Genomic DNA, 17,342 nt, shown 5'->3' on the forward strand with positions numbered 1-17,342 from the left:
GAATTACCAATCCAGAGTCACCGTCAGGGTGTCTGTGTAGATGCCGGCCGGTAGGGCCCTGGTATTCGCCACCACCGAGCCGAATACCGGGATCGGTACCTGTGCGCCCTTGGTCACGACGAAATTGCGTTGCTGGCCGATGCTGTAGGTGCTTCGGCCCGCAGGATCGGCCGACAGCCGATACGGTATGGTTTGCCGGCCATTGCTCAAGCGCCGGGTGATGCCGTCGCCATGGGCGCCGCCGTCGATGGTCACGGTGAAACTGCTCACCACCGACGGGTTGCAGGACACAGCGAGCGCGGCCTTGTCGCCATCACTGATGCCGGCACCCAGGCCCTTGTCCCAAGTGGGTCCGTGGCTGCCGAAATCCAGCAAGGCCGAGCCGCCATCCGGGCTCACCGGCGCGCTGTCGGTGCCTTTGCTCACCTGGCAACTGGCGGTAATCACCAGCCGTGCGTGAATCTGCCCGGCGACCGCCGCCTGGGCGTCCTCGGCCAGGAGCAACAGGCCGCCCAGCGCGATGCAGGCCAGGGCGCGGCTTACCATGTCACCGTCACTTTGAGCAGGTCGGAATAACGCCCCACGGCCGGTATTTCCTTGAGCGGCTCGATGCGTCCATAAAGTGGCAAGTCCACCGTGCCGGAATCGGGCACACGGCCGCTCAACGGTACGTCCACGGCCAAGGGGATGCGGCGTGCGGCATCGGCATAAATTCGATAGGGAATGGGTTTGATCGAGGGGGCAGCAGCGCCCAGGTAACGTACTTCGCCGATGCCGCCATGCAGGCCGCCGTCGACACGCATCTGATACGGCGTATCCGGGTTGCACTCCAGGCGTGGCTGGCGCTGGCTGATCAAGGCTGCACTCAACGGGCCTGCCGGGTCATCCAGCCGGGAGCCGCTGCCGAAATCCAGTACGCCGAGCTGCTCGATCCCTGCTTCACGCGTGGTGCCGACCAATTGGCACCCCCGCTGCACGTCGATACGCACCTCAACCTGGAGCTGGGCACCATAAACCGTGTTGCAGAGCATCGCGCTCATGATTGCCAAGACTGCGTGTCCCTTCACTGCCCCAAATCCTTATACAGGGGTGACTGCTGTGTATGAGGTTAGTCACTTGAAGGGAATCCGCCAGTCAGGTCGGTGTTTTGGATCCATTGACCCATGCCTTTTCCAGATAGCTCGCGCCGTGCTTCTCTATTGGTCAAACCGCAACCGGCGCTCTAAAGTGAGCGACCACCGACATACAGAGTGACTGACATTGGCTGCTTTACCGCCCCTGCTCAAACGGTTGCTGGGTAAACCCGCGGCGACCACCGCCGCCCCCGGTATCACCGCATTCTTCCAGGGCAAGGCCCGGCAACAGGGCTATACCCTCAGCCCAAGCCAGCAACAGGTGATCGAGACCATGGCCCGGCAAACCGACCATCTGCTGGCCGGGCGCCCTACCCGCAGCCTGTACCTGCACGGCGCCGTCGGCCGGGGCAAGAGCTGGTTGCTGGACGGCTTTTTCCAGGCGTTGCCGATTGCCGAGAAACAGCGCGTGCACTTCCACGACTTTTTCGCCCGTCTGCACCAGGGAATGTTTGCCCATCGCCAGCAGCGCGATGCATTGGCCGTGACCCTGGATGAGTTGCTCGATGGCTGCCGCGTGCTGTGCTTCGACGAGTTTCACGTACATGATATCGGCGATGCGATGCTGATCAGCCGCCTGTTCAAGGCCCTGTTCCGGCGCGGAGTCTGGGTGCTGGTAACCTCCAATTATCCGCCCGCCGGGTTGCTGCCGAACCCCTTGTACCATCAGCGGTTCAAGCCGGTGATCGAGCTGATCAGCGCGCGCATGGACGTCATGGAGGTCAGCGCCCCCCAGGATTTTCGCAGCCTGGCCCAGGCCCATGGCGATCAGCGGTTCAGCGCTGGCCAGTTCGTGTGGCCGGGGACTGCCGCGCAACGCCAAGCCCTGGGCCTGCCGTCAGCGGATCAGGCCCCGGTCAGCCTGACCGTCGGAGCCCGGCAATTGACTGCCCGCTGGTACCAGGACCGCAGCATTGCCTTCACCTTCAGCGACCTGTGCGAACAACCGACCGCCGTCATGGACTACCTGCAGCTGTGCCGCGACTATGAACGCTGGATCATCGACGGCCTGCCGCACCTGGCGGACTGTCCGATTGCCGCCCAGCAACGGTTCATCAACCTGGTGGACGTGCTCTACGACCAGGACAAGCAATTGGTGCTGATCGGCGAGCAGCCGCTGGAGCAATCCCTGAGCGGCCAGGCCATCGATTTGGCGCGCACCGCCAGCCGCCTGGGGCAGTTGCAGAAGATCGGGCCGCAACCCGCTATCATGAGCGCCATTCACGCCCCTATTGCCGAGTGACGCGCCGTTCATGGATACCCTTGCCCAACTCAAGGCCGGCCAACTGGCCGGTATCAAACGCCTGGACCTGCGCTGTGGGCTGACCGAGTTCCCTCGGGAAATCTTCGACCTGGCCGACTCCCTGGAAATCCTCAACCTGACCGGCAATGCCCTGAGCAGCCTGCCGGATGACCTGCACCGCCTGCCCCATTTGCGCGTGCTGTTCTGTTCGGAAAACGCCTTTACCGAACTGCCGCAATGCCTGGGCCAGTGCGCGCAGTTGAGCATGATCGGCTTCAAGTCGAACCAGATCAGCAGTGTCCCGGCGACGTCGCTGCCACCCTTGCTGCGCTGGCTGATCCTCACCGATAACCACATCAGCCAATTGCCGGACGAACTGGGTGAACGGCCTTTGCTGCAAAAACTGATGCTGGCCGGTAACCACCTGGAGCAGTTGCCGCAAAGCCTCGCCCAGTGCAAAAACCTCGAATTGATCCGCATCGCTTCCAACCGCATGACCCGCCTGCCGGACTGGTTGCTGGGTTTGCCGAGCCTGACCTGGCTGGCCTACGCCGGTAATCCGGTAGAGATGGCCGTGGAAGAGGCCCGCCATGACGCGACGCCAAACATTCCCTGGTCCGAGCTGGAATTGAGCGAAGTGCTGGGGGAAGGCGCTTCCGGAATCATCCGAAAAGCGTACTGGGCCCCGTCAAACGGGCCGGTCAAGGCGGTCGCGGTCAAACTCTATAAAGGCAGCATTACCAGTGACGGCTCGCCCCTGCACGAAATGCACGCCTGCATCGCCGCCGGACTGCATGCCAACCTGATCAAGGTAGAAGGCCGTGTCGTCGACCACCCGGAAGGCCAGGCGGCGCTGGTGATGCAACTGATCGAACCGAGCTACCGCAACCTCGCGGCCCTGCCGAGCCTGGCGTCGTGCACCCGGGATATCTACGAGCCCACCACCCGTTTCAGCGCGGATGTGGCGCTGCGCATGGCCCGGGGCATCGCTTCGGTGGCGGCGCACCTGCACGCGCAAGGCATCACCCACGGTGATCTGTACGGCCACAACATTCTGTGGAATGAAGCCGGTGAATGTCTGCTTGGGGACTTTGGTGCAGCGTCGTTTCACGCCACGGTCGACAGCCAGGAAACCCGCGCGTTGCAGCGCATCGAAGTCAGGGCGTTCGGGGTGTTGCTGGGAGAATTGCTGGAAAGGATTGATGCGGGGTTGAGCGAGGAAAAGCGCGTGGCGCTGGAAACCTTGCGGGACAACTGCTGCCAGCCGGATGTGTTGGCCCGGCCTGGGTTCGAGGAAATCACAAGCTTGTTGCAGTCTTCCAAACTCCGCTAAACCCAATGTGGGAGCGGGCTTGCTCGCGAATGCGGTGTGTCAGTCAATACATGCTTGGCTGGTACACCGTATTCGCGAGCAAGCCCGCTCCCACATTTGGACCGGGTTCACATCAAATCAGAATCAACCCGCCAACCCGACGAACATGTCCTGCACGTCGTCATGGTTGTCCAGGCCTTCGAGGAAGGCTTCGACTTCGGCCATCTGCTCATCGCTCAAACCGCTCACCGGGTTCTTCGCGATGTAGCCGAGCTTGGCCGACAGCACGGTGAAACCCTGCTCCGGCAAGGCTTTCTGCACGGCGTCCAGGTCGGTGGTCTCGGTGATGAACAAGGTCGTGCCCTCTTCTTCGCCTGCCTCGAAATCCTGGGCACCGGCCTCAATCGCGGCCATTTCCGGATCGGCTTCCGGGCTGTCCGGCGAGGCTTCGATCAGGCCTACATGGTTGAAGTCCCAGGCCACGGAGCCGGACGCGCCGAGTTGCCCCTTGCGGAACGCCACGCGGATTTCCGCCACGGTGCGGTTGATGTTGTCGGTCACGCATTCAACGATCAGCGGCACCTGGTGCGGGGCAAAACCTTCGTAGGTTACGCGGTGGTATTGCACGGTCTCGCCGAGCAGACCGGCGCCTTTCTTGATCGCGCGTTCCAGGGTTTCCTTGGGCATCGAGGCCTTTTTGGCCTGCTCCACCACCAGGCGCAAGTGTGCGTTGGTGGCGGTGTCGGCACCGTTGCGGGCGGCAATGGTGATCTCTTTCACCAGCTTGCCGAAGATCTTGCCCTTGGCATTGGATGCCGCTTCTTTATGTTTGACTTTCCACTGTGCGCCCATGACTCACTCTCTTCTGTCCATCGCGCCGAGACGTCTACTGGCCGGCGCTTTGGGGGCAGAGTTTATAGCGCTGAAACACTCTAATCCACCAAAAAACCGGCCATGCCCCTCAGGTCCGCAAGGGATTGATGGCGCGCTCACGGTCGGGCACGAAGTCGCCCACCTGCGCCAGCACCGCCGGCCTGGCGTTCCAATAGGGCATCAACACCAGGGAGGAAAACAGCGCGGCACCGGCAAACACGATAAACACCGTGACCGTATCGAAGTAGCCCGGCAGCAAGCCGCCAAGAATCGCCCCCACCGAACCGCAGCCGTTGACGAACCCCGCCGCCGTCGCGCCGGCCTTGGCGGTGCCGAAGTCGATGGCGGCGGTGCTGCTGATCATCGAGTCCGGCCCGTACAGGGTCAGGCCCATCACAAACAGCAGCGCCATCACCAGCGCCACACTGCCGGTGTGCAAGGCGCCCATGAACAACGCCAGGGCCACGGTCAGCGCCAGCAGGCTGAGGACACAGGCCGGCATGCGCCGCGCGCCGAACAGTTTGTCGGACGCCATGCCGATCATGATCGGCCCCAGCAACCCCGCCAGCTCGAACGCCGTCGGCACAATCGCCGCGCCGACCTTGCCCACCGACGGCATCTGCTCATACACAATCACCGGCCCCCACAACAGGATCGCGTAACGCGCCGGTTTCAACAGAAAGTACGCCAGCCCCAGGGTCAACACCGTGCGGTTGCGCAAGATGGCCCGCAGCGGCTCCAGCACACTGGCGTTCTTCTCGGCGGCAGTCTGTTCCGGTTCCGGTTCCACTGCCGGTAACCCCACATCCTGTGGCGTGTTGCGCTGGAAAATGAAAAACAGCACCGCGACCACGAAGACCACAGCCGCACTGGAGATAAATGCCGCATGCCAGGTGCCGATCAGCGTATACGCCCACCATCCGGCAAACGGCGACGCCACCAGGCCACCAAAGGCGTAGCACGAGCTCCATAAACCCAGCACCCGGCCACGCTGCTGCGCCGGGAAGAAACTGCCAAGGTTCTTGCACAGCCCGGACCAGCCGGTGGACTGGGCCAGGCCCTGGATCAACATGCACGTGACAAAGATCGGTAACGTGGCAAACGTGCCCATCACCAGGGCGGCGGCGGCTGAAATCAGCAACCCGCCGAGTACCACCACACGCGGCCCGAAACGGTCGGCGAGCATGCCCCAGGTGAATTGGCCAACGGCGTAGGCCGCCAGGTAGATGCCATCCAGGTTGGCCATCATCATCTTGTCCAGCGGGAAACTCGGGTCGTCGACGATCCCCAGCTTGGCCACCGAAAAAGCCTTGCGGGTGAAATAGAAGGCCGCGTACGCCAGCCAGGTGATGGCGAAAATCTGCACGCGCCAACGCTTGATGTGACTCAAGGGAGTATTCATGGTGGTTCTGACCTCGGGTGTGAGTGTGCCGGCAGAATGAAAAGCAAACGCCTGTATTTTTATTGTTGAGCACTGCAGTACCGGCGCTTGGAGGGGCGCGGTATTGGTCAGATGAGTCCCGCTGGTGAGCACGCAGAAGACCCATGGCCGCCGAAGGTGTAGGACTCGACCTACGGCGACTGGGGCTATCAAAGCAATGGCTGACTAATAGGTAAAATCGATTTATCGTATTTCAAATATAAGCTGAGCTTGTAAGAGGATTCGCGATGTCGGTGTCTCACGCGCAACTCAAAGCCTTCCATGCGGTGGCCGTACACGGCAGTTTTACCCACGCCGCCGAACGCTTGTTCCTCAGCCAGCCGGCCATTTCCGACCAGGTGCGCAAGCTTGAGGAACGTTTCGGCGTGCTGCTGTTTCATCGCAACAAACGTTCGGTGCGCTTGACCGACCTCGGCGAGCGCCTGTTGAGCATCACCCAGCGTCTGTTTGCCGTCGCGGCGGAAGCCGAAGAGCTGTTGCAGGATTCCCGCGCCTTGCAAACCGGCACCCTGACACTCGCGGTGGACGCCCCGGTGCATGTGCTGCCGCAGATTGCGCGCTTCTGCCAGTTGTACCCGGGCATCAGCGTGAAGATCGAAACCGGCAACACCGATGAATCACTGTTTCGCCTGTACAACTACCAGGCCGACCTCGCGCTGCTGGGGCGCGATGTGGACGACGAGCGGCTGCTGTCACTGCCGCTGCCCGATGACCAATTGCTCGCGTTTGTCGCCCGCAACCACCCGTGGGCGGGCCGCGAGTCGATCTGCCTGGCGGACCTGGACGATACGCCGCTGGTGTTGCGGGAAATCGGCTCGGTGACCCGCCAGACCCTGGAGCAGGAAATGCACCAGGCCGGGCTGCGCATTCGCCCGGCGATCCAGGTGGAAGGCCGCGAAGCCGCGCGGGAGGCGGTGGTGGTGGGGATTGGCGTGGGCGTGGTGTCGGCTGCGGAGTTTGGCGCAGATTCGCGGGTGTATGCGATGCCGATCCGTGACTGTACGCAGCGGATGAAGGAAACACTGGTGTGCTTGAAGGAGCAGAGTTCGCGGCGGGTGGTGGCGACGTTTCTGGAGATTGTGCGGGAAAGTTTGCGGTGAAGTTGAGGGCCCCTTCGCGAGCAAGCCCGCTCCCACAGTTGACCGAGTTCTACCGATGGAACGCGGTCGAATGTGGGAGCGGGCTTGCTCGCGAAGGGGCCAACTAGATCTCAAGCCAACACCCTCTAAGGCGCCAACTCGAAAAACGCCTGAATCAACCGCAACTCCCGGCGCCGCTCCATGCACCCGATCACATGCCGGTTCACCAGCCCCTCGCCCTGGATCGGAATCGCGTGCACCCGCGGATCCCGGCTGACTTCCATCGACGACACCACCCCAACCCCCAACTCGGCCGCCACCGCTTCCGTCACCGCCTCACGGCTGTCCAGTTCCAGCAACACCCGGGGCTGCACGCCGGCCTGGGCGCAGGCATCGTCAAAGGTCCGCCGCGTGATCGAGCTGGGTTCACGCAACACCATGATCACCTGATCCAATTGCTCCAGCCGAATCCCCGCAGGCTCCGCCAGCCACGGATGCCCCGCAGGCACCAACGCGCAAATCCGTGACTCGATCAACGGCTGCAAGTGCAGGCCCTTGCGCGGCTCCACCTCGGTCAACACCGCCACGTCAGCCCGCTCCGACAACAGCGCCGCGAGGGTTTCCTGCGCATTGCCCAGACGCAAATTGACAGTAATCCCCGGATACCGCTGCCGTAGGCTGGCCAGCATCGGCATGACCATGTGCGGCCCGTCCGCCGCCACTTCCAGGCGCCCGGTAAGTAATTGCCGGTTGGCCTCCAGCAACGTCTGCGCCTCTTCCACCAGGCCGAAGATCGCCCGGGTGATCGCCGCGAGTTTGGTGCCCTCCTCGGTCAACTCCACCCGCCGCGCGGTACGCCGCAGCAGCGCGATCTGGTAGTGCTCCTCCAGCGCCTTGATATGCCCGGTCACCGCCGGCTGGCTGATGAACAGGCGCTCGGCCGCCCGGGTAAAACTGCCCTCGCGGGCCACCGCATCAAACGCACGCAGTTGAAACAGGTTCATAGCTATCGGCCTCACTGATAGCTCGCATAACAACAAACAATTTGATTGATGACAAGCCAAACTGCAATTTAGGCGCCGTAACTTCATCCCAATGTTTTGCGAGGACACACGAATGAGCACTGCCGCGCCGATCCTGCTGACCCCGGGGCCCTTGACCACCTCGGCCCGCACCCGCCAGGCCATGATGGTCGACTGGGGTTCATGGGATGACCGCTTCAATCAACTGACCGCCAGTCTTTGCGAGCAACTGCTGGTGATCGTCAACGGCACCGCCAGCCACCATTGCGTGCCATTGCAAGGCAGCGGCACCTTTGCCGTGGAAGCGGCCATCGGCACCCTCGTGCCACGGGACGGCAAGGTGCTGGTGCTGATCAACGGCGCCTACGGCAAGCGCCTGGCGAAGATTTGCGAAGTGCTCGGCCGCGAGTTCAGTACCTTTGAAACTGCCGAGGACGAACCCACCACCGCCGCCGACGTCGACCGCCTGTTGCACGCCGACAAGGGCATCACCCACGTCGCACTGATCCATTGCGAAACCAGCACCGGGATTCTCAACCCGTTGCCCGAGATCGCCCAGGTCATCGCCCGCCACGGCAAGCGCCTGATTATCGACGCCATGAGCTCCTTCGGCGCGCTGCCGATCGACGCCCGCGAGGTGCCGTTCGACGCGCTGATCGCCGCCTCCGGCAAGTGCCTGGAAGGCGTACCGGGGATGGGTTTTGTGTTCGCTGAAAAGCAGGCGCTGGCTGCAGCCCAAGGCAACTGCCACTCCCTGGCGATGGACCTTTTCGACCAGCACAGCTACATGGCCAAGACCGGCCAATGGCGCTTCACACCGCCGACCCACGTGGTGGCGGCGCTGCACGAAGCGCTGCTGCAATACAACGAAGAAGGCGGCCTGCCCGCCCGGCACCAGCGCTACGCCGACAACTGCCAGGCATTGCTGGACGGCATGGCCGAACTGGGCCTGCGCAGCTTCCTGCCCGCCGCGATCCAGGCGCCGATCATCGTTACCTTCCACGCGCCGAAAGACCCGCGCTACCAGTTCAAGGAGTTCTACGAACGGGTCAAGGCCAAGGGCTTCATCCTTTATCCCGGCAAATTGACCCAGGTGGAAACCTTCCGCGTGGGCTGCATCGGCCATGTGAACCAGGCCGAGATGCAAGCCGCGGTAGCGGCGGTAGCCGAGGTGCTGCAAGAAATGAACGTGCTCGACATCTGACTGCCCACTACTCACAGGATCTGAACCATGAACTACGCAAACCCAACCCAGCTTCAAGCCGCGATCCTCGACTGGGCCGGCACCGTGGTCGATTTCGGCTCGTTCGCGCCCACGCAGATTTTTGTCGAAGCCTTCGCCGAGTTCGACGTGCAGGTCTCCATCGAGGAAGCCCGTGGCCCGATGGGCATGGGCAAGTGGGACCACATCCGCACCCTGTGCGACCAGCCGCAGGTGGCCGAGCGTTACCGCAAGGCCTTCGGCCGCACACCGACTGACGATGATGTGACCGCCATCTACCAGCGCTTCATGCCGCTGCAGATCGAGAAGATCGCCGAGCACTCGGCATTGATCCCCGGTGCCCTGGACACTATCGCCAACCTGCGCCAGCAAGGGATCAAGATCGGTTCGTGCTCCGGCTACCCCAAGCAGGTGATGGACAAGGTTGTCGAACTGGCTGCCACCAATGGCTATATCGCCGACCACGTGGTCGCCACCGACGAAGTACCCAACGGCCGACCATGGCCGGCCCAGGCCCTGGCCAACGTGATCGCCCTCGGGATCGATGACGTAGCGGCCTGCGTGAAGATCGACGACACCGTGCCGGGCATCCTCGAAGGCCGTCGCGCCGGGATGTGGACCGTGGCGCTGACCTGCTCGGGCAACGCCCTGGGCCTGACCTACGAGCAGTTCCGCGCCCTCGACGCCGGCACACTCGCCAGCGAACGCACGCGTATCCAGGCCATGTTCGAAGGCTCGCGCCCACACTACATGATCGACACCATCACCGACCTGCCTGCGGTGATCGCCGACATCAACCAGCGCCTGGCACGGGGTGAAATGCCGCAGGGCAACTGATCGGTGTCAAAACATCGCTTCTTCGTCTTCCTCTCACGGGCAAACCTCGTAAAACAGGCTTACATTGAAAGGACTCCGTCGCGAAAGAACGGAGGTTTGCCCTGATGAGTGAGGAAGAAAGCGATGCCCTGGAAAAATTCCGATACGCGTTACAGCACCATGTCGATTGCGTTGCACTGGCTGATGGTGGTGCTGCTGGCGGTGGTCTACGCCTGCATTGAGTTACGCGGGCAGTTTCCCAAAGGCAGCGGCGCACGTACGTTGATCGTGGAAATGCACTTCATGTTCGGCCTGACGGTGTTTGTGCTGGTATGGCTACGGTTGTTCGCCCGCAGCCTGGGCGTGGCACCGAAGATCGTCCCTGCCCCGCCGCAATGGCAAACCCTCCTCGCCACCCTGATGCACATGGCGCTGTACGCCTTGATGATCGGCATGCCCATCGCCGGCTGGCTGATCGTCAGCGCCGAGGGGCATTCGGTGATGTTCTACGGCATCGAGTTGCCGCCGCTGATTGCCGAGAACAAAGCGTTGGCCAAGGAAATTGAAAACTGGCACGTGCTGTTCGGCAAGATCGGCTACTGGCTGATCGGGCTGCATGCGTTGGCCGGATTGGCCCATCACTATGTGCTGCGAGACAACACTGCGTTGAGGATGATGCCCGGCAAGAGAGGGAGCATTCGGTAAGCCCACGGATTGAATGTGGCAGCTGGCTAGTGTGGGAGCTGGCTTGCCTGCGATAGCATCACCTCGGTGCCACTGATACACGGCGGTGTCTGCATCGCAGGCAAGCCAGCGCCTACATTAACCGGGTGCAACAGGGAAACCCCGGCGGCCCTGCAGGCCACCGGTGTGGACGAAGATCAGGCGGGTGCCGGGGGAAAATCTCCCGGCTTCAATCTGTAGTTTCAACGCCAATAACGCTTTGCCGGTATACAGCGGCTCCAGCGCCAGGCCACAGGCTTGCTCGGTAGCGTCGATAAAGGCCAGCAACTCCGGATCAACCTTGGCAAAGCCGCCCCGGCTGGCCTCCAGCAATTCATAACCCTGCTGCACAAGCGCCTGCACCTGTTGCGCCACCCCGTGGTCGTCGGGCACCGCCAGGGCGCCATATACCGGATGCGCGCCCGCCTCCGCCAGCACCAATCCCGCCAATGTAGTACCGGTGCCTGCCGCCAGCCACCAACCGTGATAGTCCGTCCAGCCCAGGCCGTTTAATTGCGCCTGCGCCTGATTCACCAAAACTCCGCAACCCAACGCGCCCGCCAGGCCCCCGCCGCCTTCAGGTACCGGGTGCAGGTGCGGATACTGCTCGCGCCAGGGCAGCCAGAAGTCCGGCTCGTTGCGCGCGCGATAGCCGCCATACCCCAGCCAATGCAGTTGCATGCCGAAGGCCTTGAGGTCGAGCACCGTGGGAGTGTCTTGCGGATGGCCACGCAGCAAGCCAACGGTAGGAAAGCCGAAGCGTTTCCCGGCCGCCGCCAGTGCATGCAGGTGATTGGAGTAAGCGCCGCCCAGGCTGATGATCCCGCTGGCGCCCGCCGCCCGGCCTTGCGCCAGGTGCTCGGTGAGCTTGAACCACTTGTTGCCGCTGATCAGCGGGTCGATGCGATCCAGGCGCAGCACGGCGACTTCCACCGGCCCCATCCAGTCCAGCTTCAGGGGTTCAAGGGGCGCGTGGGGGAGCCAGTCGAAAGGACCCATGAGGGCGGTTCTGCACAAGAAAAGGGGCGGTAGTCTACCACCGCCCCTTTTACGTGCTTACAGCTCGGCCGCCAGGCGCGAACCCTGGTTGATGGCGCGCTTGGCATCCAGTTCGGCCGCCACGTCCGCGCCGCCGATCAGGTGCACGTTCTGCCCGGCCGCCACCAGGCCATCCTGCAATTCCCGCAGCGGGTCCTGCCCGGCGCAGATCACGATGTTGTCCACCGCCAGCACCTTCGGTTCACCCTCGGCGCCGATGCGGATGTGCAGGCCCTCATCGTCGATCTTCAGGTACTCGACACTGTTGAGCATCTGCACCTGCTTGTTCTTCAAGCCGGTGCGGTGGATCCAGCCGGTGGTCTTGCCCAGGCCGTCGCCGACCTTGGAGGTCTTGCGCTGCAACAGGAACACTTCACGCGCCGGCGCATGGCGCTCGGGCTTGATCCCGGCCACACCGCCGCGGGCTTCCAGGTGGGTGTCGATGCCCCACTCTTTCCAGAACGCCTCGCGGTCCAGGCTGGTGGACACGCCCTGGTGCACGAGGAATTCCGAGACGTCAAAACCGATACCGCCGGCACCAATCACCGCCACGCGATGGCCCACCGGCTTACGCTCCAGGATCACGTCGAGGTAGCTCAATACCTTGGCGTTTTCCACGCCGGGAATCGCCGGAATACGCGGCGCGATGCCGGTCGCGAGGATGATCTCGTCATAACCGCCCGCAACAAGCTGCTCAACGTCGACCCGGGTGTCCAGGCACAGTTCGACGTGAGTGGTCTGCAACTTGCGCTTGAAGTAGCGCAGGGTCTCGAAGAACTCTTCCTTGCCCGGCACACGCTTGGCGATGTTGAACTGGCCGCCGATCTCGCTGGCCGAATCGAACAGCGTCACTTGATGCCCACGTTCGGCGGCGACGGTGGCGGCCGCCAGGCCCGCAGGACCGGCACCGACCACGGCGATTTTCTTGATCTGCTTGACCGGCAGGTAGTTGAGCTCGGTCTCGTAGCACGCACGCGGGTTGACCAGGCAGGTGGTCAGCTTGCCGCCGAAGGTGTGGTCCAGGCAGGCCTGGTTGCAGCCGATGCAGGTGTTGATCTCATCGGCGCGGCCTTCGGCAGCCTTGTTGACGAAGTCCGGGTCGGCGAGGAATGGGCGAGCCATCGAGACCATGTCGGCATCGCCTTCGGCCAAAATCTGCTCGGCGATTTCCGGGGTGTTGATTCGGTTGGTGGTGATCAATGGAATCTGCACCGCACCGCGCAACTTCGCGGTGACCTTGCTGAACGCGCCACGCGGCACCTTGGTGGCGATGGTCGGGATCCGCGCTTCGTGCCAGCCGATGCCGGTGTTGATGATCGTTGCACCGGCCTGCTCGATGGCCTTGGCCAACTGCACGATCTCTTCCCAGGTGCTGCCGCCTTCCACCAGGTCGAGCATCGACAGGCGGAAGATGATGATGAAATTCGGGCCTACGGCTTCGCGCACCCGGCGCACGATTTCCACCGGCAGACGCATGCGGTTTTCGTAGCTGCCACCCCAACGGTCGGTGCGGTGGTTGGTGTGGGCGGCGAGGAACTGGTTGATGAAGTAGCCTTCCGAACCCATGATTTCCACGCCGTCGTACTCGGCGACCTGGGCCAGCACCGAGCAGGTGACGAAATCATTGATCTGTTTTTCGATGCCTTCTTCGTCCAGCTCTTTGGGCTTGAACGGGTTGATCGGCGCCTGGATTGCGCTCGGTGCCACCTGCTTCGGGCTGTAGGCATAACGCCCGGCGTGGAGGATCTGCATGCAGATCTTGCCGCCCGCCTCGTGCACCGCCCGGGTGACGATCTTGTGCTTCTGCGCTTCTTCGTCGGTGGTCAGCTTGGCCGCACCGCCATACACCCCACCTTCATCGTTGGGGCCAATGCCTCCGGTGACCATCAGGCCCACGCCGCCACGGGCACGTTCGGCAAAATAGGCCGCCATGCGCTCGAAGCCACCGGGTTTTTCTTCAAGGCCGGTGTGCATCGAGCCCATCAGGGTGCGGTTGCGCAGGGTGGTAAAACCCAGGTCCAACGGGGCCAGCAAGTGCGGGTAGGCAGCAGCGGTCATGGTACAGCTCCACAACGGATCATCACGGGACGTGGAGCGCTCGAATGGCACTCCATCGGTTTATGTCCCACAGACTAAGAGTCCGCCGGCTGGCGCTCAATGACCGTAAGTGACAACTTAATGATCAAAGTGCGCAGCAGAAAGCATGGCAGCGGTAATTTTCTCCTGTTTCTGCCCCTGCCCAATCATCCAGCGTTGAAACCCACGGCACTGCTGTTTGTGCAGGGTATTGGGGTGCCAACTCAGGTAGTACGGCGCCGCCAGCGGCACGGCGAACCGCCAGGGAATCACCAGCCGACCGGCGCGCAGGTCCCCGGCGATCATTGAGAACTGCGCCAGCACGATGCCTTGCCGGTCGATGGCCGCCTGGATCGCGGTAATCGATGATGAGTAATTGCGGCGGATCACGATGGGCTGGCCGGTTTGCCCTTCCAGCTCGCTGAACCATTGGGTCCACGAAGGCGGCGAATCGAATTTGGGCCGCGAGTCGATGCCGATCAGGCGGTAATCGAGCAAGTCCCGCGCGCACGCAACCCGTTCCAGCAACTGCGGTGAACAAGTGGGCACCACACAATCGCGGAACAGCGGCACGCTATGCCCGGCATGCTCGGGGTGCTCGCCATAACCGATGCGAAAGTCGGCACTTTCCTCCCCCGATGCATCATCGAGGGTGCTGTCGAGGTAGATGTCCAGGTCGGTTTCGTCCTGCCCCCACTCGTCGATCAGCGGCGACAGCCATTTGGTCATCAGCGAAGGCAGGCAACTGATATACAGGTTGTTGGGATTCTTCGCCCGCTCGGCCTCGGCCACCGCCAGCCTGAGTTCTTCGAACGCCGCGGTGCAGCGGGCGTGCAGGCGTTCGCCGACGCTGTTCAAGCGCAGGCGCTGGCCGTCCTTGAGCGTCAGCTTCATGCCCAGGGCATCTTCGAGCAGTTTCATTTGCTGGCTGACAGCGCCCACCGAGATCCCCAGGCGAATCGCCGCCTGGGACATACCGGCGCAGTGGCCCACCACTTCAAACACTTGCAACGCGCGCAACGGCGGTAAACGGCTCATGGGGAATCTCGCGACTTCAGCAGTTTAGATTTTCTACTAAAAGTAACAGAAAACCTCATATTTTCTTCAGTCAGTGCAACCCGTAGAGTTAAACCACTTCCCACCCCATTGCGTTACGCCCTGCTGGAGTCGCTGATGAAAACCCTGCCTGAACAAATTACCCATGTCGTGTTAGGCGACAGAGAACCCAGCATCGAAGAGTTCGTGGCGATCGCCCGCTATTCGGCCACTGTTTCGTTTGCCGACAGTTACAAGAACCGGGTTAAAAAGTCCCGTGGGTTGATCGAGCGATTCCTCGATGAAAACCGTTTGGTGTACGGCGTGACCACCGGTTTTGGCGACAACGTGCGGCATGTGATCTCGCCGGAAAACGCCAAGGAACTGCAAGTCAACATCGTGCGTTCCCACGCTGTTTCCGTCGGCGAACCGCTGGTGCGTGAACAGGTGCGGGCGATCCAGTTGATGGTGTTGATCAGCCTGGGCAAAGGCTACTCCGGGGTGCGCCTGGAACTGCTGGAACTGATCGCCGGCCTGCTCAACCACGACGTGGTGCCCTTTGCGCCGGGCGAAGGCTCGGTGGGTTACCTCGCGGTAGAAGGCCACCTGGCCCTGGTGCTGCTCGGCGAAGGCCGCGCCAGCGTCAAGGGCGGTGCACTGGTGGATGGCGCAACCGCCCTGCAACAGGTCGGCCTGCAACCGACCGACCTGCAGTGCAAGGAAGGCCTGGCGATGTTGAACGGCACCACGTCGGTGACCGCCATCGCTACGCTGGCGCTGTACAACGCGATGCAGGCTGCCGACCTGGCGGACGTGGCGGCGGCCATGTCGCTGGAGGCGCTCAAGGGCACCATCCGCGCGTTCGACCCGCGCTACCACTCGATCAAGGCTCACCCCGCACAGGCCGCAACCGCCGCCAATATCAAGGCTATTCTGCACGACAGCCAGCTCATCGCAGACAACATCGATTACCGCCTGCAGGACGTCTACAGCCTGCGTGCCATCCCCCAAGTGCATGGTGCTTCCCGGCAGTTCATCAACTACGCGCGGGAAACCATCGAGCGCGAAATCAATTCTTCGGGCGACAACCCGGTGATTTTCCCGCTGGACGACGGTGACGGTATCGCGATTTCCGGCGCCAACTTCGACGGCACCTACATCGGGATTGCAGCCGACACACTGTGTGTGGCGCTGACCAACCTGGCGAAAATTTCCGAGCGCCGGACCGACCGCATGATCAACTCGCACTTCAGCGAAATGCCGGCCTTCCTGGTGCGCAACCCGGGCCTGAACAGCGGCTACATGATCGTCCAGTACACCGCCGCCGGGCTGTACGCCGAAATGAAAACCCTGTCGATGCCATCGTCGATCGACAGCGTCTCTACCTGCGGCAACCAGGAAGACCCGGTCAGCCTGGCCTACAACGCGGTGATCAAGGCCTACAAAGTCTCGCAAAAACTCCAGTCGGTGGTGGCCATCGAAGTGCTGGTCGCGTGCCAGGCCCTGGATTTCCACGATGTGAACAAGGCATCGACCGCGACCAAGGCGGTCTATGACCTGGTGCGCAGTGAAGTGCCGGTGGCGGATAACGACCGCGCGTTTTACGCTGACATGGCCAGTGTGATTGACCAGGTGCGCAGCGGGAAAATCAACGACCTGGTGGCCCATCACCTGAACTGACAACCACGCCGTCAAACGGCCTGCCCTCCTTTTCGGACGGCGGGCCTTTGCCATTTTTGGCGCAGACAAAGCGATACCCGGGGACCTTGCCAATGCTTCAACCCAAAGACGTTCTACACCTGCTCGACACCTGCTCCATTGCCTATGAATACGTGGAACACAGCGCCGTGCGCACCTGCGAAGAAGCCGACAAACTGGACATCGGAATCAGCGGGCAGGCGGTCAAGAACATCTTCCTGTGCGATGCCAAAGGCTTGAATCCCACCCTGGTGGTGCTCAAGAGCGAGCAGCGCCTGGACCTGCGTGCACTCTCGCAAACCCTCGGCCTCAAGGGCCTGAGATTCGCCTCGCCGCGCCGCCTGATGGAAACCCTGGGCGTGGAGCCGGGAGCGGTGTCATTGCTGGGGTTGTGCAATGACGTGCAGCGCGTCACCCAGGTTGTGATCGCCGAAGAGGTGTGGAACGGCGACAGGATTCTCTGCCATCCACTGGTGAATACCGCGACCCTGTCGATCGCAGTCCGCGATATGGCGCGACTGCTTGAGCACCTGGGATTCACGCCAATACTCACCGCGAACCCTGCCCCCACGCCTGACACCTGACAGCGCACGGGTGGGTGCAAAACGCTACCTATCGACCCAAAACAGGG

The 17,342-nt window shown here is 62.4% G+C and carries 16 protein-coding genes; 8 read left to right on the forward strand and 8 right to left on the reverse strand.

Features of this window, described 5'->3' with window-relative positions; genetic code table 11:
- Positions 1–3: 3 nt before the first annotated feature.
- Together C0058_RS21475 and C0058_RS21480 are read right to left on the reverse strand one after the other, a co-directional pair.
- Positions 4–546, reverse strand: coding sequence for a spore coat protein U domain-containing protein (locus C0058_RS21475; RefSeq protein WP_003212440.1), 543 nt, complete (start codon positions 544–546; stop codon positions 4–6).
- Positions 540–1,031, reverse strand: a complete 492-nt coding sequence (locus C0058_RS21480; RefSeq protein WP_218166240.1) for a spore coat U domain-containing protein — start codon at positions 1,029–1,031, stop codon at positions 540–542. Before C0058_RS21480 ends, C0058_RS21475 begins: the two co-directional genes overlap by 7 nt.
- Before the next feature lie 229 nt (positions 1,032–1,260).
- Here C0058_RS21480 and zapE point away from each other — a divergent pair, with 229 nt between their 5' ends.
- Both zapE and C0058_RS21490 read left to right on the forward strand, forming a co-directional pair.
- Complete coding sequence (gene zapE / locus C0058_RS21485) at positions 1,261–2,376, forward strand: cell division protein ZapE (protein WP_102369527.1); 1,116 nt, start codon at positions 1,261–1,263, stop codon at positions 2,374–2,376.
- A 10-nt stretch (positions 2,377–2,386) separates the two neighbouring features.
- Positions 2,387–3,709: a leucine-rich repeat-containing protein kinase family protein gene (locus C0058_RS21490; protein ID WP_102370289.1), complete on the forward strand. Its 1,323-nt coding sequence runs from the start codon at positions 2,387–2,389 to the stop codon at positions 3,707–3,709.
- Positions 3,710–3,832: 123 nt separating this feature from the next.
- Here the strand turns inward: C0058_RS21490 and C0058_RS21495 are convergent, their stop codons facing one another.
- On the reverse strand, positions 3,833–4,540 hold the full coding sequence (locus C0058_RS21495) for a YebC/PmpR family DNA-binding transcriptional regulator (protein ID WP_102369528.1): 708 nt from the start codon (positions 4,538–4,540) through the stop codon (positions 3,833–3,835).
- Between the two features lie 109 nt (positions 4,541–4,649).
- The gene (locus tag C0058_RS21500; protein ID WP_102369529.1) at positions 4,650–5,963 is read right to left on the reverse strand and encodes an MFS transporter; all 1,314 of its coding nucleotides are present in this window, start codon (positions 5,961–5,963) and stop codon (positions 4,650–4,652) included.
- Positions 5,964–6,229: 266 nt separating this feature from the next.
- Here C0058_RS21500 and C0058_RS21505 point away from each other — a divergent pair, with 266 nt between their 5' ends.
- Positions 6,230–7,102: a LysR substrate-binding domain-containing protein gene (locus tag C0058_RS21505; RefSeq protein ID WP_003212428.1), complete on the forward strand. Its 873-nt coding sequence runs from the start codon at positions 6,230–6,232 to the stop codon at positions 7,100–7,102.
- A 125-nt stretch (positions 7,103–7,227) separates the two neighbouring features.
- Here C0058_RS21505 and C0058_RS21510 read toward each other — a convergent pair whose 3' ends face one another.
- Positions 7,228–8,085 (reverse strand): LysR substrate-binding domain-containing protein, encoded by an 858-nt coding sequence (locus C0058_RS21510; RefSeq protein WP_003212427.1) that lies wholly within the window; start codon positions 8,083–8,085, stop codon positions 7,228–7,230.
- A 112-nt stretch (positions 8,086–8,197) separates the two neighbouring features.
- Here C0058_RS21510 and C0058_RS21515 point away from each other — a divergent pair, with 112 nt between their 5' ends.
- From C0058_RS21515 to C0058_RS21525, 3 genes are all read left to right on the forward strand, one after another.
- The gene (locus tag C0058_RS21515) at positions 8,198–9,307 is read left to right on the forward strand and encodes a 2-aminoethylphosphonate--pyruvate transaminase (protein WP_003212425.1); all 1,110 of its coding nucleotides are present in this window, start codon (positions 8,198–8,200) and stop codon (positions 9,305–9,307) included.
- 27 nt (positions 9,308–9,334) lie between these two features.
- Complete coding sequence (gene phnX, locus C0058_RS21520; RefSeq protein WP_003212423.1) at positions 9,335–10,162, forward strand: phosphonoacetaldehyde hydrolase; 828 nt, start codon at positions 9,335–9,337, stop codon at positions 10,160–10,162.
- Positions 10,163–10,285: 123 nt separating this feature from the next.
- On the forward strand, positions 10,286–10,846 hold the full coding sequence (locus C0058_RS21525) for a cytochrome b (protein ID WP_102369530.1): 561 nt from the start codon (positions 10,286–10,288) through the stop codon (positions 10,844–10,846).
- A 117-nt stretch (positions 10,847–10,963) separates the two neighbouring features.
- On the opposite strand, the gene C0058_RS21530 is transcribed toward C0058_RS21525, so the two are convergent.
- From C0058_RS21530 to C0058_RS21540, 3 genes are all read right to left on the reverse strand, one after another.
- Entirely contained in the window at positions 10,964–11,863 is a 900-nt protein-coding gene (locus C0058_RS21530; RefSeq protein WP_102369531.1) for a 1-aminocyclopropane-1-carboxylate deaminase/D-cysteine desulfhydrase, read from the reverse strand.
- Between the two features lie 57 nt (positions 11,864–11,920).
- Positions 11,921–13,960 carry an NADPH-dependent 2,4-dienoyl-CoA reductase gene (locus C0058_RS21535; RefSeq protein WP_102369532.1) on the reverse strand — a complete coding sequence of 680 codons (2,040 nt, stop codon included), beginning with the start codon at positions 13,958–13,960 and terminating at the stop codon, positions 11,921–11,923.
- A 117-nt stretch (positions 13,961–14,077) separates the two neighbouring features.
- Positions 14,078–15,016 carry a LysR substrate-binding domain-containing protein gene (locus C0058_RS21540; RefSeq protein ID WP_003212414.1) on the reverse strand — a complete coding sequence of 313 codons (939 nt, stop codon included), beginning with the start codon at positions 15,014–15,016 and terminating at the stop codon, positions 14,078–14,080.
- A 135-nt stretch (positions 15,017–15,151) separates the two neighbouring features.
- Between C0058_RS21540 and hutH the strand changes: the two genes are divergently transcribed.
- Both hutH and C0058_RS21550 read left to right on the forward strand, forming a co-directional pair.
- Complete coding sequence (hutH, locus tag C0058_RS21545; protein ID WP_023658981.1) at positions 15,152–16,693, forward strand: histidine ammonia-lyase; 1,542 nt, start codon at positions 15,152–15,154, stop codon at positions 16,691–16,693.
- A 92-nt stretch (positions 16,694–16,785) separates the two neighbouring features.
- On the forward strand, positions 16,786–17,295 hold the full coding sequence (locus C0058_RS21550) for a prolyl-tRNA synthetase associated domain-containing protein (protein WP_102369533.1): 510 nt from the start codon (positions 16,786–16,788) through the stop codon (positions 17,293–17,295).
- The last annotated feature ends 47 nt before the right edge of the window (positions 17,296–17,342 follow it).

The organism is Pseudomonas sp. NC02, assembly GCF_002874965.1.
Lineage (GTDB): Bacteria > Pseudomonadota > Gammaproteobacteria > Pseudomonadales > Pseudomonadaceae > Aquipseudomonas.